Origin of the sequence: Streptomyces sulfonofaciens, from assembly GCF_014656295.1 — a bacterium.
GTDB classification, from domain to species: domain Bacteria; phylum Actinomycetota; class Actinomycetes; order Streptomycetales; family Streptomycetaceae; genus Streptomyces; species Streptomyces sulfonofaciens.
The window spans coordinates 70,151-93,555 of sequence record NZ_BNCD01000010.1; the positions used below are offsets into that span (position 1 = coordinate 70,151).

Here is a 23,405-nt window from a genome sequence, read left to right on the forward strand (position 1 = left end):
CCCGCGGTCTCGCCGCGCCGGCCTTCACCTGCCTTTCGTGCCGTTAGGGCGGGTGTCGCCGGGACTACTTCTTCAGACCCAGGTTGACGAAGTCGTACTCACCGCTGTAGGCGTCGGTGGTGTACACGTTCGCCAGCCGGGACGAGCGCCAGTTGATGAACTTCTCGAAGACGAACGGCAGGTAGTAGCCGCCCTCCATGACCTTGTGGTTGATCTCGGTCGCTATCTGCGCCTTCTTGGTGGCGTCCATCTCCTTGACGTAGGAGTTGAACAGACCGTCGATCGTCTTGTCCTTGATCAGGGAGTAGTTGTTGTTGCCGCTCTGCAGGATGTACTTGCTGTCCCACAGCGGCAGACCGAAGCCCTGCACCGACGGGAAGTCCGGGCCCCAGCCCATGATGATGATGCCGTAGCCCTTCTTCTTCACGTTGGAGGGGCTGCCGATGATGCCGGTGGTCTGCGAACCGTCGTACTGGTCGATGTCGGCCGTGACGCCGATCTTCTTCAGCGACGCCTGGAGCGACTCGGCGGTGGCCACCTCGACCGGCTTGTTGTTGCGGACCGCGATGGTGGTCTTGAAGCCGTTCGGCTTGCCGCACTCCTTCAGCTCGGCCTTGGCCTTGGCGACGTCACCCGCACCGTCGTTCTTCAGGAAGCCGAACGGGTCGTACTTCTGGCCCTCGGCGCCCGGCACGGACGGCGGCAGCATGTTGGTGCCGATCGCGCCACCGGCCACCGGGCCGCCGCGCGCGGTCTGCAGCGACTTGTGGTCGGCACCGTAGATCACCGCGTTGCGGCAGTGGACGTTGTCGAACGGCTTCACGCTCTGCGGGAAGGCCGCGTAGCGGATGTAGCCGGAGACCGGGTTGTCCAGGTTCTCCTTGTGCTGCTTCAGGGCCACGGTGCGGCCCTGCGGCGACATGCCCGTCTGGCCGATGTCCAGGTCGAAGTCACCCTGGATGAGGCGCTGGTCCATGTCGTTGGCGTTGGTGAAGAAGTTGACCGTGATCTTGTCCGGGTACGCCTTGCGGACCGGGTCGGACGACTGCTTCCACGAGGTGTTGCGGACCAGCACCAGCGACTTGCCGGGGTCGTACGACTGGAACTTGTACGGACCGGAGGAGAACGGGTGCAGGGCGTACTTGGACCTGGTGTCCTTGTCCTGGCGGACCGGGGACGCCGAGGTCATCGCCAGCATCTCCTGGAAGTCGGAGTTCGGCTTCGGCAGGTGGAAGACGATGGTCTTGTCGTCCGGCGTGGAGATCGCCTTCAGGCCCAGGTGATCCGCGCTCTTGTCCTTGTACGGGCCCTTGTAGGTGTTATCGGGGTCCAGCACCTGCTGGAGGTAGATCGGACCGCCGGACAGCACGTCCTGCGCCCACGAGCGCTCGATGCCGTACTTGACGTCCTTGGAGGTGATCGGCTTGCCGTCCTCCCAGGTGATCCCGTCGCGCAGCGTGTACGTGTAGGTCTTGCCGCCGTCCGTGATCTTCGCAAGGCCGGTGGCCAGGTCCGGGGTGAGCTCGGCGCCCGTCTTGCCCGGCGCGGTCTTGTTGGTGACGAGCTGACGGCTGTAGTAGCGCATGAAGTTCCAGGCGAAGCCGTAGTAGCCGCGCGTGGTGTCCCACGAGTCGGCGTCCTGGGCTCCGGCGAACTTCAGCGTGCCGCCCTTCTTGGCGAGCGAGGCCTGGGCGACCTTGTTGTTCGCGGCGTCGAACCCGGCCGCGCCGTCCTTCGACGCGCCGTTGTCCTTGCCACCGCCGCCACACGCCGCCGTGGCCAGCAGTGCGGCTACCGCGGCCGCAGCGGCGAAGGCCTGCTTGCGCCGCCCTGAGGTGCGTTGGGTAGTCACGATCTCGGATCCTCCGAATTGATAAGCGGCCCGTGGATCGGCCACGGGTCCCTGGGGGTAGCAGTTCATCGGGAACCCTTCGGGTCCAGCGCGTCTCGCACGCCGTCGCCGAAGAGGTTGAAGGCAAGCACGGTGATGAAGATCGCTACGCCGGGGATCACCATGTACATGGGGTCCGAGTCGTAGTAGTCGATCGCACTCGAGAGCATCTGCCCCCAGGAGGCGGTGGGCGGTTTGACGCCCACGCCCAGGAAGCTCAGTGCCGCCTCGGTGAGGATGTTGGTCGGGATCATCATCGTCGTGTACACGATGATGGGCGCGACGAGGTTGGGCAGCAGCTCCTTGAACAGGATGTAGAGCCGCCCCGCGCCGAGGCTGCGGGCCGCCTCGACGTACTCCCGCTCACGCAGCGAGAGCGTCTGTCCGCGCACCACACGCCCGATGTAGGGCCATCCGAAGAAGCCGATCACGAGGATCATCACGAACAGGCGCACGTCCGTGCCGGTGAGGCCCAGCATCTCGTTCGGCATGACCGAGACCAGCGCGATGATGAAGAGCAGTTGCGGGAACGCGAGCAGGCCGTCCATGACCCGGCTGATGGCCGCGTCCACCCAGCCCCCGAAGAAGCCGGCCAGGATGCCGAGCACGGTGCCGATGATGACCGCCACCACCGCGGACAGGAAGCCCACGAGGAGCGAGACCCGGGAGCCGTAGACGATCCGGGCGAAGACGTCGCGGCCGCTGACCGGTTCGACGCCGAACAGGTGGTCGCCGCTGATCCCGCCCAAGGAGCCCTTGGGCGTGGAGAAGAGCGGATCGATCAGGTTCTCGTGGTGCGTCTCCGGGTCCTGCCCGACCAGGTGGGCGATCGCGGGAGCGAGGATCGCGATCACGATCAGCACCAGGACAACGATGCCACCGGTCAGGGCGAGCTTGTCGCGTTTGAGGCGCTCCCAGGCGATCCGGCCGAGCGACCGGCCCTGGACCGCCTGCGCGCCTCCGGCCTCGGCGAGGGACGCCTCCTCGGCCGCACTGGGGGCCGCATCTGCGGTCGGCTCGTGCAATGGTGCCGTCATCGTGCCAGGGACCCCTCTCAACCGGCGGTTACCGGCCCACACGTGCCGCTGTGGCGGCCTGATCCGTCCGTTTCGTACGCAGGGGCGACCGCCCCTTGGAGCGGGAGTCTTCATCGCGGTTGCGATCTGTTGCCAGACTTGGCAGGGAATGGATGCCTAACCGTGATGCTGGCTGGAACGTTCCGTTATCCGGACGGGCCGAATCGGGGGTCGGACACCCCCCATTTACGGACAAACGACACATCGGTTGAGATATGCCATTCTGTTGTTCACTGAAAGTGACCAACTGTTACCGCAGAGGACATATTTCCCCCTAGTAACATTGACATGACGGCTTGTTCGACCCCGTCAGGTCAAGTCAATTTCCGTGGCCCCCCGGGCACCGGAAGGCCCACGACAGACCGGTCAGTAGGTGGCGCCGGGAGGTGGGTAACCGTAGCCCGTCGCGGGCGGGGGCAGGATGCCGGGTGCCCCGGGGGCCCCGGGGGCGATACCGGGGGCCCCGGGCGCGCCGTGCGCCTCCCGGTCGTAGAACGGCCGGGCGCAGGCCCGCAGCCACATCGCCACCGGATCGTGCTCGTCGAACAGCGCGACGGTGGAGACCGAAAGGCCGTCCGGCACGGCACCGATGGACTGCTGCATCATCGACCGTACGGCGTCCACGGCGGGCGGGCTGGTGTCGTAGACGTCCAGGCCGATGGCGAGGTACGGCGAACCGAGCGCAGGCTGGACCCAGGCGCGGCGCAGCGCACGCACCGCGGGCGTACGGTGGGCGTGCTGGGTGAGCAGGGCGTAGAACTGCGGGATCTCGATGGTGGGCTCGCTCAGCCGCAGCGGACCGGCCGGCTGCCGGTCCAGGCCGGTGGCCATCCGGCGCAGATCGAGCCAGGGGATGCCGACGCCGCCGCCGGGCGCGTGCGGGTTCAGCCAGAGGCCGTAGTGGTCGGGGTAGAGGGCACGGGCCGCGTCCAGGCCGCCGATCACCTCGTAGGAGCGGTTCCAGCCGCTGGCGGTCAGCTCCTGGGCCGAGGTGACGCAGGGGGCGTAGCCGAGACCGTCGACCTGCATGTTCCCGTACTGGGCGTCCGGGGAGCCGGCCTGGCCGTGCCAGAGCAGCATGTACACCTGCCCGCCGGCGGGATCGGCGAGCGCCTGGAGCAACGCCTCGTAGGCGTCGTAGCGCCCGGGCGTCACCTGGCGCAGCATCTGCTCGACCTGCCCGGCCGCTGCCGTGCCCGACGCACTCACCTTTGACAGCTCCTTCGTGAAGCATCCGCTGATGACGCACTGACGTACCCGGCGGGACCGGGCCCGGACCCCTGCCCGGCGGCTTCGACCGTAGGCGAACGGCCGCGGTGGCGCGAAACGGCCCGCCCGGGTCGTGGGACCAGCTTAAGCGGCACGGTCGGCCGCCGACCTGACGCACCGGTGGGTGGCGGCGCTGCAACGCCTCCTGCGGACACCGGTGCACCGGCGCCCGGCGGCACCCGGCGGGCGCGCCCGCCGGGTGCCGGGGCGGGCCCGCCGGGGCGGGCGCTGCGGGACCTGCCGGGCCCCGGGCGCCCGCCCGTCTCACGGCGCGCAGGTGTAGAAGGGGGCCACCTTCTCCCGCATCCACTCGGCGACCGGGTCCTGAGTGACGTCCAGCAGGACCAGGTTGACGGGCCAGCGGACCGGGACGCGGCCGAGCGCCCGGCCGAGCGCGGCCAGCGGGGCGGCACGCCCGTCCCCCTCCCACGGGGTGAGCTCGACGCCGATGAACAGCACCGGATCGTCGCCCTCGATGCTGGCGAGGCAGCGGCGCGCGCTGAGCACGGTGCCGGGCAGCGGCCCCGCGCCGGGGGCGGCCGGCTGCGGAGCGATCCCGGCGCCGGGGGCCGCGCCGGTGACCGCGAACTCCTCCGCGGCCGCGGACAGGAAGTCCACCGGGTCCTCCTGCCAGTCGGGCTGGAAGAGGCGGACGCGACCGCCGGCGGCCGTCCCGTCGAGGGGGCTGCGACCGGCGCGGCACAGCTCGGCCACCGCGGGCGGCGGCAGCGGGATGCCGACGGCGCCGTCCGGGTTGACGGCTATGCCGAGCTGGGGCGGGAGCCCGCGGGCGAACTCGACGGCGGGCGCGACGGTGTACCCCATGTGATCGCCGACGACAGCCCGGAACTGCTGCTCGGAACTGAAGACCGGGATGTACGCCTGGCCTTCGAGCTCGATGGTGGGCAGGTCGAGCACCGGCTGGTGGGGGCCTCCGCCGCCGGGCAGCGGCACCCAGAACGCGCTGCGCGTGAGGACCTCCAGGATGCGGGCGCCCGCCGAGGACACTCCCCCGGTGCCCGAGGGGCCCGAAAGGTGCCCCCACGGGGCGTCCAGGGAGGCGGCGAGGACCTCTTCGAGCTCGTTGGCCGGCCATCCGCCGTGGGGATGCGTCATGGCCTGCGGCGCTGTGTCCATGCTTCTCAATCCTTGTGTCATGCCCGTGCTCTCACGCCCTGCGCACAGCCGCGCGCGGCTGCGGCTGGCACCCTAACGCGGCGCCGGTATCCTGCGCGTCCCGCCGCCGGAGCCGACCGGGACCACCCGGGACCACCCGGGACCGCGGCTCACCGCCGCGGCGCTGCGAAGGCGATGGTGCGCAGGGCGTCGGCGGCCGGGCGGTCCAGCAGCACCGCGGAGGCGCAACCGGACGGCAGGCGGCCGTCCTTCAGGGAGCGCACCAGGCGGCCCACGGCCCTGCGGTGGCGCAGGAAGGCGTAGCGGGACACGCCGCGGCCGCGCGCGCCCTGCCCGGCCAGGGCGGTGCCCGGCGGCACGTCGAGCAGCAGCAGGTGCAGGGTGGCGTCCCGGCGCGCGGCCTCGCGGGCGAGCCAGCGGCGTACCCATGCCTGCGTGCCGCAGTCGTGGACGACGAGGCCCGCGCCGGTGCGCAGGGTGCGGTGCAGGCGTGCGTAGTGCGCGAGGCGGACGAGGGGACGGTAGAGCGCGTACGGCAGACACCGGGGCATCCGGCGCGACCAGCGCTCGCGGGTGTCCTGGGAGTCGATGCGGGGGCCCTCCACCACCCGCCGCATCAGGGTCGACTTGCCGCTGCCGGGCAGTCCGGAGACCACCACCACGTCGCCCGCGGCGAACGAGAGCTGCCGGGGCACCCGGTGTCCGGGCTCCCGCAGGTCGCGCACGGCGCCCCGGACCGGCGCACGGAGCGCGCGCGTGGCACGGCGCGCTTCGGGGCGCTGGAGGGACGTGTCCGTGCCGGGCACCGCCCCGTCGGAAGTGCCCGTGGCGCGTACCGTGATCGGACCGTCCACCGCGATCGGCCTCCCCCGAGCTGTCACGACCCTGCCTGCCCGTCTCTACTGTCCGTTCCGTTCCTGGTGTGCTCCTCACCAAGTGTAAAGAAACGGTAATGCGGCACAAGGTGACGACCGACCCCTCCCCGGACGCCGGGCGTGTCGCGCGGCTGTGCATCCCGGGCGCACCGCACGGCCGTTGCCGGTTGCGACACGGCCGGCCGGCGCCGCTCGGCCCGGCCTCCCGCGCCCGTCGGCGCGGCTCCTTCGTCTCGTTCGAGGCCGTCCGCCCCGCGCCCCCACCGCTCCGGCGCGCGCGCCGTGCAATGATGTGCGCGCCAACTCCATACCGGCCGTTTGAACCCGCGCGGGAGAGCCTCCGGCCATCGGCCGGGGCGCCGAAGGAGCAAGTCCTCCCTTGAATCTCTCAGGCCCAGATACCGCGCGGGCGAGGCAATTCTGGAAAGCGGGCCGCTCCTGTGGCGGTCCCACCCAAGGTGCAAGCCCGGATGTCCGGATGTCTCCTTGTGAGACGGGCTCTCGGTGAACCTCTCAGGTTCCGATGACAGAGGGGGAGGAGCGTCCTCGTCCGTCCAGCCTGCCCGGGAGCCCGCCCATGCCCCTCGATGCCCGAAAGCCCCGCCGCACCGCCCTCGACGCCGTGCACCGTTCGCTCGGCGCGACCATGACCGACTTCGCCGGCTGGGACATGCCTCTGCGGTACGGCAGCGAACGGGACGAGCACCAGGCGGTGCGGACCGCGGCCGGGCTCTTCGACCTCTCGCACATGGGCGAGATCACCGTCACGGGACCGGACGCGGCGGCCCTGCTCGACCATGCCCTGGTCGGCAACATCGGGGCCCTCAGGCCGGGCCGCGCCCGCTACACGATGATCTGCCGCGCGGACGGCGGCATCCTGGACGACCTGATCGTCTACCGGCTCGCGGGCGGGCGGCCGGGGCCCGCGGGCGCCGCCGACGAGTACCTGGTCGTCGCGAACGCCGCGAACGCCGACACGGTCCTCGGCGCGCTCACCGAGCGGGCCGCGGGCTTCGACGCGGTGGTGCGCGACGACCGCGACGCCTACGCCCTGCTCGCCGTCCAGGGCCCGGCCTCCCCGGGCATCCTCGCACCGCTCACCGACGTCCCGCTCGCGGACCTGAAGTACTACACGGGCGCGCCGGGTGACGTCGCCGGTGTGCCCGCGCTCATCGCCCGTACGGGGTACACCGGCGAGGACGGCTTCGAGCTGTTCGTGTCGCCCGGCGACGCCGAGCGGCTCTGGGCGGCGCTGACCGAGGCGGGCGCGGCGGTGGGCCTGGTGCCGTGCGGCCTCTCGTGCCGTGACACGTTGCGCCTGGAGGCGGGCATGCCGCTGTACGGGCATGAGCTGAGCACCGCGCTGACGCCCTTCGACGCGGGCCTCGGCCGGGTCGTGAAGTTCGACAAGGCGGGCGACTTCGTCGGGCGCGCCGCGCTCGAGGAGGCGGCCGGGCGCGCCGAGAGCGCCCCGCCCCGCAGGCTGGTCGGCCTCGTCGCCGGGGGGCGCCGGGTGCCGCGCGCGGGGTACGCCGTGGTGGCGGCCGCGGACGGCGCGGTGATCGGGGAGGTCACCTCGGGCGCGCCCTCGCCGACGCTGGGCAGGCCGATCGCGATGGCCTACGTCGACGCGGCCCACGCGGAACCGGGAACGGCGGGCGTGGCCGTGGACATCCGCGGCAGCCATGAGCCCCACGAGGTGGTGGCCCTGCCGTTCTACCAGCGCGAGAAGTGAGACCGGGCGGCCGGGCGCGCGCCGCTCGACTGCCGGGCGCACGCCGCCCGGCGGCCGGGCGCACCTCACCCAGCGCCGGTCCTCGCCCGGCCCGGCGGGCACCCGGATCGCCCGCCCCGTCTCGTACCGCAAGACCGTCCGTTCGGAAGCACTCCCCCGCGTACAGGAGAATTCAGCACATGAGCAACCCCGAGCAGCTTCGTTACAGCAAGGAGCACGAGTGGCTGTCGCCCGCCGAGGACGGCGTGGCGACGGTCGGCATCACCGAGTTCGCGGCCAACGCGCTCGGCGACGTCGTCTACGCCCAGCTCCCGGAGGCCGGCTCCACCGTCACCGCGGGCGAGACCTGCGGCGAGCTGGAGTCGACCAAGTCGGTCAGCGATCTGTACGCGCCGGTCAGCGGCGAGGTCACCGAGGTCAACGACGACGTGGTCGACGACCCCTCGCTGGTGAACTCCGCGCCGTTCGAGGGCGGCTGGCTCTTCAAGGTGCGCGTCACCGAGGAGCCGGACGACCTGCTCTCCGCCGACGAGTACACCGAGTTCTCGGCCGGCTGAGCCCGCCGGGCACTCGGGGTACCCGCCGCGCCGGCGCCCCGCTCCGCCCCGGGCCGCTCTGCCCTTGCCAAGGGCCGGAACCACTGCGTTAGGGACCGTGATGTCGCTTCACTCGCTTCTTGATACCCCCCTCCACGAGCTGGACCCGGACGTCGCCGCCGCCGTCGACGCCGAGCTACGGCGCCAGCAGTCGACGCTGGAGATGATCGCCTCGGAGAACTTCGCCCCGCTGGCCGTCATGGCGGCCCAGGGCTCGGTGCTCACCAACAAGTACGCCGAGGGCTATCCGGGCCGCCGCTACTACGGCGGCTGCGAGCACGTCGACGTGGTCGAGCAGATAGCCATCGACCGCGTGAAGGGGCTGTTCGGCGCCGAGCACGCCAACGTGCAGCCGCACTCGGGTGCCCAGGCCAACGCCGCGGCGATGTTCGCCCTGCTCAAGCCGGGCGACACCATCATGGGCCTGAACCTGGCGCACGGCGGCCACCTGACCCACGGTATGAAGATCAACTTCTCCGGCAAGCTCTACGATGTCGTCGCCTACCACGTCGACGGCGAGTCGGGGCAGGTCGACATGGCCGAGGTGGAGCGGCAGGCCAAGGAGGCCAGGCCGAAGCTGATCGTGGCGGGCTGGTCGGCCTATCCGCGCCAGCTCGACTTCGCCGCGTTCCGCCGCATCGCGGACGAGGTCGGCGCCTACCTGATGGTGGACATGGCCCACTTCGCCGGCCTGGTGGCCGCCGGGCTGCACCCGAACCCGGTGCCGCACGCGCACGTGGTCACCACCACCACCCACAAGACGCTCGGCGGTCCGCGCGGCGGTGTGATCCTGTCGACGGCCGAGCTGGCCAAGAAGATCAACAGTGCGGTCTTCCCGGGCCAGCAGGGCGGGCCCCTGGAACACGTGATCGCCGCCAAGGCGGTCGCGTTCAAGATCGCCGCTAGCGAGGAGTTCAAGGAGCGCCAGGCGCGCACGCTGGAGGGCGCGAAGATTCTGGCCGAGCGCCTGAACAGCCCCGATGTGGCCGAGGCCGGCGTCTCCGTCCTGTCCGGCGGGACGGACGTGCACCTGGTGCTGGTGGACCTGCGGCACAGCGAGCTGGACGGCCGGCAGGCCGAGGACCGGCTCCACGAGGTCGGCATCACGGTCAACCGCAACGCCGTCCCGAACGACCCCCGGCCCCCGATGGTCACGTCGGGCCTGCGCATCGGCACGCCCGCCCTCGCCACCCGGGGCTTCACCGCCGACGACTTCCGCGAGGTCGCCGACATCATCGCCGAGACGCTCAAGCCCGCCTTCGGGGCGGACAGCAGGGACGCGCTGGCCGCCCGGGTCGCCGCGCTCGCGGCGAAGCACCCGCTCTACCCCACCCTGGGCGCCTAGGGGCCTTTCGCCCCGGTTCGTCAGCAGTTCCCACGGAACGTACGCTGAACGGGGCGCCGCACCGCCGCGGCGCCCCCACCGCCCGCCTTCCGTGTTCCCGCGGCGCACGCCGCCGTGTCACCCGGGCAGACGACGGCGTCTGCCGACCGCAAGGAGTCCCCGTGGCCGTCTCGGTCTTCGACCTCTTCTCGATAGGCATCGGCCCGTCCAGTTCGCACACGGTCGGCCCGATGCGGGCGGCCCGGATGTTCGTCCGGCGCCTCGCCGGGGAGGACCTGCTCACCCGTACGGCCGCGGTCCGCGCCGAGCTCTACGGTTCCCTGGGCGCCACGGGCCGGGGCCACGGCACTCCGGGGGCGGTGCTGCTCGGTCTGGAGGGCCTTTCCCCGCGCACGGTGGACGTGGACGGCGCGGGCGAGCGGGTGGAGCGGATCCGCACCGAGCGCCGCATACGGCTGCTGGGCAGCCACGAGATCGCCTTCGCCCCCGACGAGGACCTGGTCCTGCACCGCCGCAGGGCGCTGCCCGGGCACGCCAACGGCATGACCCTGTGGGCCCGTGACGCCGCGGGCGGCGTTCTGCTGGAGAAGACGTACTACTCGGTGGGCGGCGGTTTCGTCGTGGACGAGTCCGCCATGGGCACCGACCGCATCCAGCTCGACGACACCGTGCTCAAGTACCCGTTCCGCACCGGTGAGGAGTTGCTGCGGCTCACCCGTGAGACGGGCCTGTCCATCTCCTCGCTGATGCTGGAGAACGAGCGGGCCTGGCGCACCGAGGACGAGGTGCGGGCCGGGCTGCTGGAGATATGGGCCACCATGCGGGACTGCGTGGCGCGCGGGACCAGCAGGGAGGGCATCCTGCCGGGCGGCCTCAGGGTGCGGCGCAGGGCGGCGGCCCTGGCCCGGCAGTTGCGTGCCGAGGGCGACCCCGCGGCGCGCGCGATGGAGTGGGTCACCCTCCACGCCATGGCCGTCAACGAGGAGAACGCGGCCGGCGGGCGGGTGGTGACCGCGCCCACCAACGGCGCGGCCGGAATCATCCCGGCCGTCCTGCGCTACTACCAGGACTTCGTGCCGGGCGCCGACGACGACGGTGTGGTCCGCTTCCTGCTGGCGGCCGGCGCGATCGGCATGCTCTTCAAGGAGAACGCCTCGATCTCGGGTGCCGAGGTGGGCTGCCAGGGCGAGGTCGGCTCGGCCTGTTCGATGGCCGCCGGGGCGCTCGCCGAGGTGCTGGGCGGCAGCCCCCGGCAGGTGGAGAACGCCGCCGAGATCGGCATGGAGCACAACCTCGGCCTGACCTGCGACCCGGTCGGAGGGCTGGTGCAGATCCCATGCATCGAGCGGAACGGCATGGCCGCGGTCAAGGCCATCACGGCCGCGCGCATGGCGATGCGCGGCGACGGCAGCCACAAGGTGTCCCTGGACAAGGTCATCAAGACCATGCGGGACACCGGCGCCGACATGAGCGTCAAGTACAAGGAGACGGCGCGGGGCGGGCTCGCGGTGAACATCATCGAGTGCTGAACGGCCGGCCGCGGTCCGTCGGGACGGGTCCGCCGAGCGGTCGGCGGCCGCGCTGTGCGCGCCCCTCGACACGGTGGGCACCCAGCGATCTGCGGAGAGCGAAAGCGGAAGCAGACAGTACATTTTCAGCCATGAATTTCAGCCATATCTGCGGCTCAAAACAGACTCATCGCCTCTTCCATGGCGTAAACAGCCTTATCTTCCGTACTGCGAAACCTCGCCATTAACGGAACGAAGCACGAACAGAGAGGTCCGTCCTTGAAAGTTCTGTGCACCACCCTCGGCAGCCCGTCACACGGGCGGGCCCAACTCCCCACTCTCCGGGCGCTCAAGGCCGCAGGACACGACATCCTGGTGGCCACCGCCCCCGACCTCGCCGATGTCTTCGAGCCCGACGGCTTCCGGGTGCTCGACTGCCTGCCGACCATCTCGGGCGAGACCACTCAGGCCGCCTTCAAGGAGACCCTCACCGCCGCGGGGCTCCCCACCGAGCACCGGCCGGAGCAGAGCGGGTCCGCGGCGGGCCGGCCGCCGCAGTCCAAGATCGAGATCATGCACCAGAAGATCATGCAGGTGATGACTCTCGCGCTCTCCGGCCCGCTCGCCCTGCGGCTGCGCGAGGCCACCCTCCCCGTGGTCCGCGACTTCGGTCCCGACCTGATCCTGCGCGACGGACTCGACATGAGCACGGTGCTGGTCTCCGAGGAGACCGGGATCCTCCAGGTGGCCACGCCCTCGGGGGCCGGCAACGTGATAGATCCCGCCCTCATCCACTCCAACCTGAACGCCGTGCGCGAGAAACTCGGCCTGCCGAGGAAGGACGACCCGCTGTCGATCGTGCCGTACGGCCGGATCGACTACGTACCGCCGGCCTTCTCCTTCGCCCGGCACCTGCCTGCGTCCTTCTCCTACCGCCAGACGCTCCAGGTGGACCAGCACGCGGTACTGCCCTCGTGGATCGCCGATCTGCCCGCGGACCGGCCCCTGGTGCTCGCCGCCCTCGGCACCGCGCTGCCCATGCGGCACGCGGCGGCGAACGCCGACAACCCGTCCCCGATGACGCTCGTGCCCGGTTCGGATCCGGTTCAGACGCTGGGCGCGATCATCGACGGCGTCTCCCGGCTCGACGACTGCAACGTCATCGTGGCCACCAGCGGGCTGCCCGTCGACCGGCCGGACCTGCCCGGCCACGTCCACCTCACCAACCGGGTGCCGCAGCCGCTGCTGCTGGAGTCCGTCGACGTGTTCGTCACGCACGGCGGCTTCAACAGCATCCGCGAGTCGCTGCGCACGGCCACGCCCATGGCGGTCTTCCCGCACTTCGGCGACCAGATCCACAACGCCAAGCGCGTCCAGGAGCTGGGGCTCGGCCGGGAGATCACCGACCGGACGGCGGACGGCGTGGCCGCCGCCTGCCGCGCCGTCCTCGGCGACGGCGCCATCACCGCCACCACCCGTGCCGCGCGGCTGAGGATGCTCGCGCTGCCGGAGGTCGAGAGCGTCGCGACCGACCTGGAGAACCTGGTCGAGCGTGGCACCCTGGTGGGGCACTAGGAAGGGGGCGGCTCCGGCCCGAGTGCCGGGGCCGCCCCCTTGCGCGGGCCCGCCGCGGGCGGCGTGGAGCTGCCGGCGGCGGGCCCGTTCCCGCGCGGGCGGCGCGGTTCAGGAGGTCGAGGGACATCGGAACGGAAACCGGCACAAAGCCCCTGGAGGGCCCGGGAGCGCTTCGATCTCGGGCTCGGCCGAGGCAGAGCCCTCGGCGGTCGTGTGGATCACTGGCTGTCCAAAGGTCCGGGTGCCGGCCGGGTCAGCTATCGGTGCACGACGGCCATGTGTCCACCGCCCACTCCTGCCAGCCCGGCCAGCCCGGCGGTGGGGTGGGAATCTCGCCGCCGTCGAGTTCTGCGGCGTCGGGCACCTGGAACTGTTCCCGCCAGGCATCCAGGTCGGCCTCGCTCATCGGGAACGTCTGATGCGGTGTTGTTTCCTGGCGGTGCGCGATGCGGGCGAGCTGGACGTCCCTGTCCACGGGCAGGTAGACCACCTGGCATGACGCCCCGACCGACCGGGCCAGCCAGCGCAGTGCCGACCGTTCATCGCGGCTCCAGAGCCCGTAGTCGAGTACGACGCTGGTCCCCAGCCTCAGCGCCTGTAGGGCGACCGAGATGAGCCGCCCTTCGAGCACCCAGCGCCTGCCGTCGGCCGTCGAATCGCCGAACAGCGGGATCATCCAGTGATCCGGGGTCAGCCGCAGCGCCCGATGGGTTGCGGCGAGTTCCTTGGCGCGGGTGGTTTTCCCGGCCCCGGGGAGCCCGACCATCAGGAGCAGGGTGGCGGCACGGGGGTGGTGCCCGGCGTCGGGGCCGGCTGCCTGCGGATGCTGTGCACCGAAACGCTGCGACTGAGACATGACTTCCCTGATCAGGCAGGACGACCCGGCGTCACAGGCATATGAGTGACTGCCGGCAGGACACTGATCCGGCGGTACGTCCTGGCGCTGCCCCATGCGGGGCAGGCAATGGCCGCGGTTACGGGAACCGCGGTACCGCCGCTAGGCGGCGGTTGTGGTCATGGGAGCGCAGCAGCACATGCCTTGATCTTAACGGACCGACTGTGCCCCGGCGTGGGCGCCCGGGGCGGCGGCGGACGGTACACGTCTGGCGGTGGTGTGGTTCCACGGCAGGGCACAGCAGTGACAGCCGGGCCAGCGGCGCGGCCTTTGGCCTTGACCGGGCAGCGGCGCCCGGCGAAGTCCAGGTCGTCGGTGTGCACGCCGAGGACCTCCTCCGGGGCTCGGCACCGGTTTTCGTTCCGCTGTTCTCGACCCCCGTTCAGGAGGCGTTCAGGCCCAGCGTGGAGCGGGTGCCGGGCAGCGACTTGGCACCCTGGTTGGCGGTGCCGGTCAGCCGGGTGCGGCCGTACGCGGAGAGCGGTTCGGCGACCCGCTCGACGACGTAGACCGTGTGGGCGTCGGTGTTCAGGGTGAACTCCCGGTCGGTGGTACGCAGTACCACCGCGTTGTCCGAGGCCCTGCGGACCTGGATCCGCTCGCCGCCCCAGGGGCTGACGACCTGGGTGGTGTTCCCGTACAGGCTCCTGATGCCGACGTACTTGACCTCGCCGGCCTCGCGCTCCGAGCTCACCTGGAAGCCGCCGTTCGCGAGCAGCGTGAACTTCCCGGTGAAGCCGGACAGGGACGGCACGGCGGGGAAGACGCGGATCTTGCCGTTGTACGACTGGAGCAGCGACTCGTTGATCGCGGACAGGTGTACGCCCAGGTACTCGAAGACGCCGTTGGTGTTTTCGGTCATGCCATTCGGATAGTTCTCGTACTTGTCCAGCATGGTCTTCATGCCGTTGAAGGCGTCGTCGCCGAGGCCGAGCCGGGCGGCCTGGACGGCGTCGTTGGACCAGACGTTGCCGTAGGGGAAGGGGCGGGCCCTCCAGGTGTCGACGGCCTTCTGCTGGTCCGGGTAGCCGATGCCGGTCCGGTCGTAGGGCCAGACGATCTCCGCGGCCACGTTCTCGTTGTTGCGGGTCTGCGCGAGCGGCGGGGTGTGCGGCAGGTACGTGCTCGCGTCGGACGGGTAGGGGATCAGGTGGTCCAGGATGTCCTGCCACTGCGGCCGGAGGTCCGCGTCCTGGCCAAGCTGCTGCGAGACGCTGATGGCGATCGGGAAGACGGTGCGCACCGCCGCCAGGTCGGTGATGGCGTTCGGGACGTTCCAGTACGTCTCGTGGGAGTTGGACTCGGCGACGTAGTACTGGCCCGTGGCGTCGTCGTGGGACAGCATCCGCTGGTAGAACCCGACGACGCCCCGGAGGAACGGGTAGACCGTCTGGCGCAGGTAGCCGGTGTCGTTGGTGTAGCGGTACTGGAGGTACATGTTGTACGCGGCCTCGGCGCCGGTGGACCAGATGTTCTTGGTGTAGTCGCTGTTCACCGTGCCGCGGGCGTTGCCGTCCCAGCCCATGGTCTCCGGCACCCAGATGCCGTCGACGCCGTAGCGCTGTTTCGTGAACGCCCTGAGCGCGTCCGCGTTTCGGCTGTAGAGGCGGTTGAACCCGTTCATCAGGTCGGCGTGGTCGGACGCCAGGAAGGAGTTGTAGACGTCGCGCTGGTTCCAGTACCAGTAGGCGTTGCTCCACTTGGTGTCGTCCCCGGTGGCACGGAAGACGCCGTTGATGAAGTGGAAGGGGTAGTCCCCGTAGCCGCCCGCGGCGATCATGTAGGTGCTCAGGTAGTAGACGTTCTCCAGGTAGTCGGCGGCGCCGGACTGGTCGGAGTACTGCACGAAGGACTTCTGCCAGAACGCGTGCCACCACTTCTTGTACGCGTCCAGGGTGCCGGCGTACCCGGTGTTCCCGACCTGCGTCAGCGCTCTCTCGGCCTGGGCCGGGGAGTCGTGGTCCGGGGCGTTCTTCCGGCTGCTGGTGGTGAACCACACGGTGTAGCTGTGGGACGGCGTGATGGTCAGCCGCACCCTGCTGCCGTCCACCACCTGAGTGCGGTACGCGGCGCCCTCCACCGCGGCGGCCAGGGTGTAGCCGAAGCCCTGCGGGTCGTCCTGGCCGCGGCTGAGACCGGCGCTGTCCGCGTCGGCGTAGGTCCTGACGGTCTTCCAGGTGGTCAGGTCGGGGACGTCACCGCTGTTGGAGAGCCGGCCGAGGTCCCAGAGGCTGAGGTCCAGGGTCACCGCGGAGACGTTGCTTCGGCCGTCCTCCACATGGATGCCCATGACCTCGGAGTTCGGCGCGCCCATCACGGTGACGGTGCGGTCGTCGGCGTAACGGGTGGTCAGGGTGCCGTCGTACAGGGACAGCCGCTGCTGGTAGCGAGTGGCGCCGTCCTCCAGGGCGGGTGTCGTCCGCAGGTTCACCAGGCCGCCGCCGAAGGCGCCCTGCTGGGAGTTGTCGACGCCCGAGACCTGCATGGTCAGGCCGTTCTCCTGCCAGGCCATGGCGCCCATCCGGCCGTTGCCCACGGTGAGGCCGTACCTGGGGTCGGTGTTGGGCCGGTCGTAGACGACGTCGTGCTTCGACAGGTACGCCGCGCGGTCCACGTCGAGCGCGCCGGACACCGTGTCGAAGGCCGCGTCGGTGGTGGAGGCGGGGTGGGCGGGGGCGGCTGTCGCCGGCAGGCCGGTGGTGGCCGCGGCCAGGCAGACCGCGGCCACCAGCGGGGCGACGAATCGGGGGATGCGCATGGGCGTTACTCCTGGGGTTGCGGAGGTGGGGACAACCGTGCGCGCTCCCCCTGCCCGCGCGGGGCGGCTCGGCCGGGCAGGGGGATGCACTGGAGCAACAGGCAGTCAACATCGGAGGTTTAAGGGGGTCAAGGCTTAGAACAGCCCTTCCGGAAAGTGGCCACGAAATGGCAAGTGCGCGGCGCATTCCGCATGTTCGAGCTTCAAAGACCCGGTCATCAGTCATCGGATGTCCAGGGGTTTCCACAAGGCCGGGCAGGCCGACACGAGTTGTAAAGAATGGAGAATGACAACCTCTCGTACCTACGCTCGTGGCACGGCACCCAGGGGCGGGGCGGTGGCCGGGAGGCACGTCGTTGCGCACGTCGCGCACCCCCGCCCGTCGCGCCCGGTCGGGCGGCGGTCGGGCGGCGGTCGGGAATGCCGGACAGAAACGGATCGGCACGCCGGGCCGGCGGGAACGCCCCGAGCAGAGGATTCTCCCACCTGATCCGGAAGGCGGTTCGCGCATGCTGCACGGCGTCGACGTCAGCTCCTACCAGTCCTCGTTCGACACGGACGGAATGGCTTTCGTTTTCGTGAAGGCCACGGAGGGCCGTTCGTACATCAATCCGAAGCAGTCCGCACAGGCCAAGAAGGCGCGGGACGCCGGTTGCGTGGTCGGCTTCTACCATTTCCTGTGGCCCGGCAACATCAGGGCGCAGGCCGAGTACTTCGTGGAGGAGTGCGCCTCCGTGGAGGAGGACCTGCTCGCCGTCGACTGGGAGTACACCGGTGAGGGCACGGCCGCCGGCAACGCGGAGAAGGACGCCTTCATCAGGGAGGTGAAGCGGCTGCGTCCGCGGCACCGGGTGATGCTCTACTGCAACCGCGACTTCTGGCTGAACCGCGACACCACCTCCTACGCGGGCGACGGCCTGTGGATCGCCGACCACGTCACGGCGGGAAAGCCCAGGATCAAGGCGAAGTGGGTCATCCACCAGTACAGCAGCACTCCGCTCGACAAGAACGTGGCGAACTTCAAGACCACCGGCGCACTGCGCGAGTGGGCCACGGCTCTGCGGTAGGAGGGGCAGGGGCGCCCCGACGGGATGCGGCTTTCGGGGCGGGAATCGTCCGGGGTTAGGCTGCCGACCATGACGTTCAGCGGTGTGCTTCCCGAGTCGGCCCCCGTGCCCGGCGCCCGCGCGGCCTCGGCCGCGCCGGTCCTCGACGCCCGTGACGTGCATGTCGTACGTGACGGACGGCCGATCCTGGCGGACGTCTCGCTCACCGTGCGGCCCGGCGAGCACTGGGCACTGCTCGGGCCCAACGGCGCGGGCAAGACCACGCTCCTCAGCCTGCTGGGCGCCCTGGTCCACCCCACGCACGGCAGCGTCCGGGTGCTCGGCAGGACGCTCGGCCGGGTTGACCTGCGGGAACTGCGCACCTATGTCGGCCATGTCAATCCCCGCCATCCGCTGCGCTCCCCGCTGCCGGTCCGCGAGGTGGTGCTCACCGGACTGACGAACAGCGTGGAGCGGCTGCCGCGCTGGCGCCCGACGGCGGAGCAGGAGCAGCGTGCCGACCTGCTGATCGACACGCTCGGACTCGGCCCGCGTACGGCGGCCCGCTGGCCGACGCTCTCCCAGGGTGAGCGCGGCCGGGCGCTGATCGCCCGCGCGCTGATGCCGAGCCCTCGGCTGCTGTTGCTGGACGAGCCCGCCACGGGCCTGGACGTCGCCGGCCGCGAGCAACTGATCGACAGCCTCGACTCGCTGGCCGCGGCCCATCCCGAGCTCGCCTCGGTGCTGGTCACCCATCATCTGGAGGAGCTGCCCTCGGGCACCACCCACGCGATGCTGCTCCGCGACGGCCGCACCCTGGCCTGCGGACCGGTTGCCGAGGTCCTGACCAGCGACCTGGTCAGCACCTGCTTCGGCCATCCGGTGCGGCTGGCCCGCCAGGACGGCCGGTGGACGGTGCGCGCGAGGCGGGACGCATAGCGGCACGGCCGGTGCGGGGCCACGCTGCCCCGCGTACGGCGACGGGCCCGGCGCGCCACGGAGGGCGGACCGGGCCCGTACGGGCGTCAGCACCTCATGACTTGTTCAGGTGCGCCCAGAACTCGTCGAAGGACAGGAGCTTGTCCCCGTTGGTGTCCCGGGCCGCGATCACGGCCTCGGCCACCGACTCCGTGACGTGGAAGTCGCCCATCTGCGCCATGGCGCTCTTGTACTCGGCCGCGGTGATGAAACCGTCCCCGTCACCGTCGAACCGCTCGAACGCCTTGCGTGCCGCCTCGATGTCCGCCACCGGGATCCGCCCCTTCTCACTGCCTGCCTGACTCGTTGCCGGGTCAGATTATCGGCCGAGTCGCGTGCGGAGTGCGGCGGCCACCCAGGCGAACTCCTCCCGGTGGTCGGGGGCGGGACTCCGGCCGGCGACCCTGGCGAGCAGTTCGCGGTAGCGGGCGGCGTCCGCGTCCGTACCGGCCTGAAGGCGCTCCAGCACCGCTGCCCGGTCACCGTCCGGACCGAGCAGGGCGTCGAGTACGCCGGCCGCCGCCGGGGCGTCCGGTGCGATGCCGCGTCGCCTTGCGTCGCCGACCAGCTCGATCAGCCGCTTGGCGAACCAGGGGGAGGCGCCCGCGGGGGTGTCCGCGGTGCGGCCCCGGGCGTTGAACTCGATCATGCGCCGCATCTGCTCCCTGAACCGCTGGTCCTGTACCAGTTCGGCCAGTTCGATCCAGGCGTCCACCTGCTCGGGCGTGGGGTCGTCGGGCAGTTCCACGGAGGTGCGGCGCATCCTCTCGCGGATGTCGGGGTCGACGGTGTCCACGCCCTGGAAGGTGTCGGCCACGAAGTCGTCGACGATGCGCCGGCGCTCAGCGGCGGACAGGCGTGCGAGCTTGTTCACGAGTGTCATCTCCTCTGCGGTCGAATCGCGACGGGCGACGGTGGACAGCACGGCCCGGGTGGTCCGCAGGCTCCGGATCTGCGCGTCCAGCGCGGCCACATGGGCGGACGCGACCTGGGCGACCGTCGTCTCGCCCGCCAGCACCCGGCGCACGTCGGCGAGTGGCAGCTCCAGCTCGCGCAGGGTGCGGACGAGTTCCAGCCGGGCGACGGACGCGGCGTCGTAGAGCCGGTAGCCGCCCGCGGACCGGGCCGCGGGCGGCAGGGCGCCCTCGTCGGACCAGTAGCGGATGGTGCGCACCGGCAGTCCGCTGCGTCGGGAGAGCTGCCCGATGGTGAGCAGTTCCGTACCGTCTTCGGTCATGTCGAGGAGTCTGGGCCCTCCGGTCGGTGGAGACTCAAGCCCCGCACCGCGCCCCCGTCAGCGGAAGACCCCGGTGTGCCCGAGCGAGTAGCGGCCGGGCTGCGGGTAGACGGCGAGACCGTGCGGTCCGCTGCCGACCGGGATCTTGGCGATCTGGGCCCCGGTGGCGGTGTCGATGGCGTAGACCTCCGCGTTGTAGCGCCCGGAGAGCCACAGCACCTTGCCGTCCGCGGAGACGCCGCCCATGTCGGGACTGCCGCCGCCCGGCAGCCGCCACTTCCCGGTGAGCCCCCGCCGCCGGAAGTCGAAGAGCGAGATGGTGCCCTCGCCCCGGTTGGAGATGTACATCACCTTGGAGTCGCGGCTGACGTAGAGGCCGTGCGCGCCCTGGCCGGTGGGCAGCAGGCTGGGCTTGCCGAACGTGTCGCCGTCCAGGACCCACACGCCGTCCGCCTCCATGTCGGCGACGTAGAAGGCGCTGCCGTCCGGGGCGATCTTCACGTCCTGCGGCATCGCGCCGTCGAGGGGCAGCCGCTGCTGGCCGACGACGGCCATCCTCGCGGTGTCGACCTTCAGCAGTTCGCCGGAGAACTCGCAGGAGACGATGAAGTAGCGGCCGTCCGGGGAGAAGTCCGCGTGGTTCACGCCGGCGCAACTGACCGGCACGGTCTTCTTCGTCTCCATGGTGTGCGCGTCCCTGAAGACCAGCTCCCGGTCGCGCGAGGCCATCACGACGGCGTACTTGCCGTCGGGGGTGAAGTAGAGGTTGTACGGGTCGTGCACGTCGACGGGCTTGCCCGCCTTGCCGGTTTTGGGGTCGATGGGGGTGAGGGAGTTGCCCAGGTCGTTGTTGACCCAGAGCGTCCTGAGGTCCCAGGAGGGCACGACGTGCTGGGGCTGGTTGCCGACCGGGATGGTCTCGGTGACCCGGAAGGTCACGGGGTCGATGACCGAGACGGTGTTGGAGTTGGTGTTGGGCACGTAGATCCGCGACGGGAAGTCCCGCACCACGGGCGAGAGCTTGCCGGGCCGGTCGGCGGCGTACACGTCCTTCGGATCGAGCAGAGGAGGCATGCCGGGCAGACCGTCCACGGGCGCGGGGGCCGCGGTCCTCGGGGCGGGCGGGATGCTCGGCGCGGCCGCGCGGTCCCTGGTGCGCCGGTCGTCCGAGGAGCCGCCGCAGCCCGCGAGGGCGGCGAGCAGCGCACAGCCGAGCACGGCGGCGGCGCGCTGGGTGAAGGATCGATACACATACAGAAGGTTCACCCGAAACATTCCGATCGGCACGCCCTGTCCGGCATCGGTGTCATCCCCCATGGAGACCATCACGCCAAGAGCCACTTCGCCGATCGCTTGAAAACTGCCGCATCAACCGGGCTTTCACAGGCAAGTGGCCTATCTCACCTGCGATTGAGAACCACTATGGACATTTATGAGCGCTTTGCCGGAATGGTTCCTTTGGAGCGACGTGCTTCCCCTGGCATAGTCGGGGAGACGGCCCCGCGGGGTCCGGGAGAGAGCCCGGACCCAGGCGTTCCACGACGCGGGACCGCACGCAGACCGCCGTGGGACCCCATCCCCCGAGTGCCACGGCGCCCCGACAGCAGCCCCCGCGAGCCCCACGAAGGCGAACGGGGGCTGCTGGCGTCCCGGGAGCGGGCGGCCCCCGGGGGAGGACGGACCCCCGCGGCCGGGCGGACCCCCGCGGCCGGGCAGTCGCGTTCCGGGCGCCTCGACGGGTGCGCGTCGCGCCTGGGCGGCCGCGGGGCGCCGGACGCGGTCAGCGTTCGGGGATACGGATCTCGAACCAGGTGGCCTTGCCGTGCGGTTCCAGGTCGACGCCCCAGCGGTCGGAGAGCCCGTCCACCAGGAACAGGCCCCGGCCCGAGATGTCGAGCTCGTGCACCGGCATCAGGCAGGGCAGGCCGCGCGAGGGGTCGCGCAGTTCCACCCGCAGGCAGTTCCTGCCGCGCGGCAGCCGCATCCGCAGCCCGAACGCCTGCGCGCCGGTGTGCCGCACGGCGTTCCCGACCAGTTCGGAGACGAGCAGCACCGTGTCCTCGGCCAGCTTCGGACCGAGACCCCAGTGCCGCAGCACCACGACCTGGGCGAGCCGGCGTGCCGTGGCCGCGGACTCCGGACGCGACGGGAGCCGCACCTCCGCCTCGGCCGGATTGCCGAGCAACTCCATCACTTCGAGCGCCCGTTCGTCCTCCACCGCCGGTGACCAGCGTGCCGCGGTCGCACTCGCGTGCCGCCGCGGCTGTTCGACACCCTCCAGCCCCGCCATGCCCCCATCATGGCCGCCCGGAGCACCCTCCGTGGCCGTTCACGGGAATCACCCACGCGGAGCCCGCGGCGAGCGGGTTGCCGCGCGGCATATGCCACAGGCAGGTGGAATCCTTGATTTCGGCCATTGACCTGCGGTGACTTAGCGCTGCTCGAAGGTGACAGAATGCTTCTCTCCGACCCTTCGGGCAAGGTCTTCGTAAAGGTTCGGATAACCCGAAAGAGGCATTCAACTGAACTGCGCCTTGCCCGGCCCCTCCGCCACGAAGCTGCGCATGCCGATCTCGCGGTCCTCGGTGGCGAACAGACCCGCGAACCAGTTGCGCTCGATGGCGAGCCCGGTGTCGATGTCCGTCTCCAGGCCGCGGTCCACCGACTCCTTGGCGGCGCGCAGCGCGAGCGCGGGCCCCTTGGCGAGCCGGGCCGCCCAGGCGTGCGCCTGCTCCAGGACCTCGCCGGCGGGCGCGACACTGTCCACCAGGCCGATGGCGAGCGCCTCGGCGGCGCGCACATGGCGGCCCGTGAAGATGAGGTCCTTGGCGCGCGAGGGGCCAACGAGACGGGCGAGGCGCTGGGTACCGCCCGCGCCCGGGATGAGGCCGAGCAGGATCTCCGGCTGCCCGAGCCTGGCGTCCTCGGCCGCGATGCGGTGGTCGGCACAGAGCGCGAGCTCCAGGCCGCCGCCGAGGGCGTAACCGGCGACGGCGGCGACCACCGGCTTGGGGATCCGGGCGACGGCGGTGAAGGAGTCCTGCAGGGCACGGGACCGTACGACCATCGCCGCGTGGTCCATGGCCTGCATCTCCTTGATGTCCGCACCGGCCGCGAACACCTTCTCACCGCCGTGGATCACCACGGCGCGGATGTCCGCACGCGCGGAGACCTCCTCGGCCAGCTCCTTGAGCCGGTCCTGGGTGGTGGTGTCGAGTGCGTTCATGGGCGGCCGGTCGAGGCGCAGCACGCCGACCGCGTCGGCGACTTCGAGATGCACAGTCATGCAGAGCAGGTTAGCGGTGGTTAACGAGGGGGGTGGGCGGGCCCCGGTGGAGGAACCCCGCCCCGCCCTGAGGTCCCGTCACGTACCGAGGTCCCGTCCCGGCCGGAAGCTCGTTGCCTGCCGAGGCCGTCCCGGAGCCAGGCCGGGGTCGGACCGGTCGGGCCGGGGCCGGGCCGGGGTCGGACCCGGCAGGCAGAC

19 protein-coding genes and 2 riboswitches are annotated in these 23,405 nt (G+C 71.0%); of the genes, 7 read left to right on the plus strand and 12 right to left on the minus strand.

Going from position 1 to position 23,405, the window contains the following annotated elements:
- Positions 1-64 precede the first annotated feature (64 nt).
- From IE313_RS17630 to IE313_RS17650, 5 genes are all read right to left on the minus strand, one after another.
- Positions 65-1,852 carry an ABC transporter substrate-binding protein gene (locus IE313_RS17630; protein WP_189933247.1) on the minus strand — a complete coding sequence of 596 codons (1,788 nt, stop codon included), beginning with the start codon at positions 1,850-1,852 and terminating at the stop codon, positions 65-67.
- 65 nt (positions 1,853-1,917) lie between these two features.
- Positions 1,918-2,928, minus strand: a complete 1,011-nt coding sequence (locus tag IE313_RS17635; RefSeq protein ID WP_189933249.1) for an ABC transporter permease — start codon at positions 2,926-2,928, stop codon at positions 1,918-1,920.
- A 405-nt stretch (positions 2,929-3,333) separates the two neighbouring features.
- Positions 3,334-4,176, minus strand: coding sequence for an enhanced serine sensitivity protein SseB C-terminal domain-containing protein (locus IE313_RS17640; protein WP_189933251.1), 843 nt, complete (start codon positions 4,174-4,176; stop codon positions 3,334-3,336).
- Between the two features lie 324 nt (positions 4,177-4,500).
- The gene (locus IE313_RS17645; protein ID WP_189933253.1) at positions 4,501-5,373 is read right to left on the minus strand and encodes an enhanced serine sensitivity protein SseB; all 873 of its coding nucleotides are present in this window, start codon (positions 5,371-5,373) and stop codon (positions 4,501-4,503) included.
- A gap of 149 nt (positions 5,374-5,522) precedes the next feature.
- Positions 5,523-6,227, minus strand: a complete 705-nt coding sequence (locus IE313_RS17650) for an AAA family ATPase (protein WP_373317017.1) — start codon at positions 6,225-6,227, stop codon at positions 5,523-5,525.
- A 340-nt stretch (positions 6,228-6,567) separates the two neighbouring features.
- A riboswitch (glycine riboswitch) is annotated at positions 6,568-6,662 on the plus strand.
- Positions 6,663-6,788, plus strand: a riboswitch (glycine riboswitch).
- Between the two features lie 37 nt (positions 6,789-6,825).
- On the opposite strand from IE313_RS17650, the gene gcvT reads away from it, so the two are divergent.
- The 5 genes from gcvT (at position 6,826) to IE313_RS17675 (ending at position 13,007) form a co-directional block, all read left to right on the plus strand.
- The gene (gcvT, locus tag IE313_RS17655; protein ID WP_189933255.1) at positions 6,826-7,983 is read left to right on the plus strand and encodes a glycine cleavage system aminomethyltransferase GcvT; all 1,158 of its coding nucleotides are present in this window, start codon (positions 6,826-6,828) and stop codon (positions 7,981-7,983) included.
- A 179-nt stretch (positions 7,984-8,162) separates the two neighbouring features.
- On the plus strand, positions 8,163-8,540 hold the full coding sequence (gene gcvH / locus IE313_RS17660; RefSeq protein ID WP_189933256.1) for a glycine cleavage system protein GcvH: 378 nt from the start codon (positions 8,163-8,165) through the stop codon (positions 8,538-8,540).
- A 100-nt stretch (positions 8,541-8,640) separates the two neighbouring features.
- Positions 8,641-9,924, plus strand: a complete 1,284-nt coding sequence (glyA, locus tag IE313_RS17665; RefSeq protein WP_189933258.1) for a serine hydroxymethyltransferase — start codon at positions 8,641-8,643, stop codon at positions 9,922-9,924.
- A 161-nt stretch (positions 9,925-10,085) separates the two neighbouring features.
- Positions 10,086-11,453, plus strand: coding sequence for an L-serine ammonia-lyase (locus IE313_RS17670; RefSeq protein WP_189933260.1), 1,368 nt, complete (start codon positions 10,086-10,088; stop codon positions 11,451-11,453).
- Positions 11,454-11,711: 258 nt separating this feature from the next.
- Positions 11,712-13,007, plus strand: a complete 1,296-nt coding sequence (locus IE313_RS17675; RefSeq protein ID WP_189933262.1) for a glycosyltransferase — start codon at positions 11,712-11,714, stop codon at positions 13,005-13,007.
- 253 nt (positions 13,008-13,260) lie between these two features.
- Here IE313_RS17675 and IE313_RS17680 read toward each other — a convergent pair whose 3' ends face one another.
- Both IE313_RS17680 and IE313_RS17685 read right to left on the minus strand, forming a co-directional pair.
- Positions 13,261-13,773 carry a P-loop nucleotide/nucleoside kinase family protein gene (locus IE313_RS17680; RefSeq protein WP_229924754.1) on the minus strand — a complete coding sequence of 171 codons (513 nt, stop codon included), beginning with the start codon at positions 13,771-13,773 and terminating at the stop codon, positions 13,261-13,263.
- A gap of 511 nt (positions 13,774-14,284) precedes the next feature.
- Positions 14,285-16,660 (minus strand): glycosyl hydrolase family 95 catalytic domain-containing protein, encoded by a 2,376-nt coding sequence (locus tag IE313_RS17685; protein ID WP_189933266.1) that lies wholly within the window; start codon positions 16,658-16,660, stop codon positions 14,285-14,287.
- Between the two features lie 509 nt (positions 16,661-17,169).
- Here IE313_RS17685 and IE313_RS17690 point away from each other — a divergent pair.
- Together IE313_RS17690 and IE313_RS17695 are read left to right on the plus strand one after the other, a co-directional pair.
- Positions 17,170-17,727: a GH25 family lysozyme gene (locus IE313_RS17690; protein WP_189933269.1), complete on the plus strand. Its 558-nt coding sequence runs from the start codon at positions 17,170-17,172 to the stop codon at positions 17,725-17,727.
- Between the two features lie 69 nt (positions 17,728-17,796).
- A complete protein-coding gene (locus IE313_RS17695) occupies positions 17,797-18,645 on the plus strand; it encodes an ABC transporter ATP-binding protein (RefSeq protein ID WP_189933270.1) in 849 nt (282 codons plus the stop codon).
- 94 nt (positions 18,646-18,739) lie between these two features.
- Here IE313_RS17695 and IE313_RS17700 read toward each other — a convergent pair whose 3' ends face one another.
- The 5 genes from IE313_RS17700 to IE313_RS17720 all read right to left on the minus strand — a co-directional run bounded on the left by IE313_RS17700 (position 18,740) and on the right by IE313_RS17720 (position 23,207).
- Positions 18,740-18,955: an EF-hand domain-containing protein gene (locus IE313_RS17700; RefSeq protein WP_189933272.1), complete on the minus strand. Its 216-nt coding sequence runs from the start codon at positions 18,953-18,955 to the stop codon at positions 18,740-18,742.
- A gap of 48 nt (positions 18,956-19,003) precedes the next feature.
- A complete protein-coding gene (locus tag IE313_RS17705) occupies positions 19,004-19,921 on the minus strand; it encodes a helix-turn-helix domain-containing protein (protein ID WP_189933274.1) in 918 nt (305 codons plus the stop codon).
- Positions 19,922-19,978: 57 nt separating this feature from the next.
- Positions 19,979-21,196 carry a YVTN family beta-propeller repeat protein gene (locus IE313_RS17710; protein WP_189933553.1) on the minus strand — a complete coding sequence of 406 codons (1,218 nt, stop codon included), beginning with the start codon at positions 21,194-21,196 and terminating at the stop codon, positions 19,979-19,981.
- A 505-nt stretch (positions 21,197-21,701) separates the two neighbouring features.
- A complete protein-coding gene (locus IE313_RS17715) occupies positions 21,702-22,211 on the minus strand; it encodes an ATP-binding protein (RefSeq protein WP_189933276.1) in 510 nt (169 codons plus the stop codon).
- A 228-nt stretch (positions 22,212-22,439) separates the two neighbouring features.
- A complete protein-coding gene (locus IE313_RS17720) occupies positions 22,440-23,207 on the minus strand; it encodes an enoyl-CoA hydratase/isomerase family protein (RefSeq protein WP_189933278.1) in 768 nt (255 codons plus the stop codon).
- Between the last annotated feature and the right edge of the window lie 198 nt (positions 23,208-23,405).

What these genes read in the sequence shown, in the direction of transcription:
- IE313_RS17635 (WP_189933249.1), bottom strand. Translation starts at nt 2,928, where the DNA reads ATGACGGCACCATTGCACGAGCCGACCGCAGATGCGGCCCCCAGTGCG.
- IE313_RS17645 (WP_189933253.1), bottom strand. Translation starts at nt 5,373, where the DNA reads ATGGACACAGCGCCGCAGGCCATGACGCATCCCCACGGCGGATGGCCG.
- gcvT (WP_189933255.1), top strand. Translation starts at nt 6,826, where the DNA reads ATGCCCCTCGATGCCCGAAAGCCCCGCCGCACCGCCCTCGACGCCGTG.
- gcvH (WP_189933256.1), top strand. Translation starts at nt 8,163, where the DNA reads ATGAGCAACCCCGAGCAGCTTCGTTACAGCAAGGAGCACGAGTGGCTG.
- glyA (WP_189933258.1), top strand. Translation starts at nt 8,641, where the DNA reads ATGTCGCTTCACTCGCTTCTTGATACCCCCCTCCACGAGCTGGACCCG.
- IE313_RS17680 (WP_229924754.1), bottom strand. Translation starts at nt 13,773, where the DNA reads ATGGTCGGGCTCCCCGGGGCCGGGAAAACCACCCGCGCCAAGGAACTC.
- IE313_RS17685 (WP_189933266.1), bottom strand. Translation starts at nt 16,660, where the DNA reads ATGCGCATCCCCCGATTCGTCGCCCCGCTGGTGGCCGCGGTCTGCCTG.
- IE313_RS17690 (WP_189933269.1), top strand. Translation starts at nt 17,170, where the DNA reads ATGCTGCACGGCGTCGACGTCAGCTCCTACCAGTCCTCGTTCGACACG.
- IE313_RS17695 (WP_189933270.1), top strand. Translation starts at nt 17,797, where the DNA reads ATGACGTTCAGCGGTGTGCTTCCCGAGTCGGCCCCCGTGCCCGGCGCC.
- IE313_RS17705 (WP_189933274.1), bottom strand. Translation starts at nt 19,921, where the DNA reads ATGACCGAAGACGGTACGGAACTGCTCACCATCGGGCAGCTCTCCCGA.
- IE313_RS17710 (WP_189933553.1), bottom strand. Translation starts at nt 21,196, where the DNA reads ATGTTTCGGGTGAACCTTCTGTATGTGTATCGATCCTTCACCCAGCGC.
- IE313_RS17715 (WP_189933276.1), bottom strand. Translation starts at nt 22,211, where the DNA reads ATGGCGGGGCTGGAGGGTGTCGAACAGCCGCGGCGGCACGCGAGTGCG.
- IE313_RS17720 (WP_189933278.1), bottom strand. Translation starts at nt 23,207, where the DNA reads ATGACTGTGCATCTCGAAGTCGCCGACGCGGTCGGCGTGCTGCGCCTC.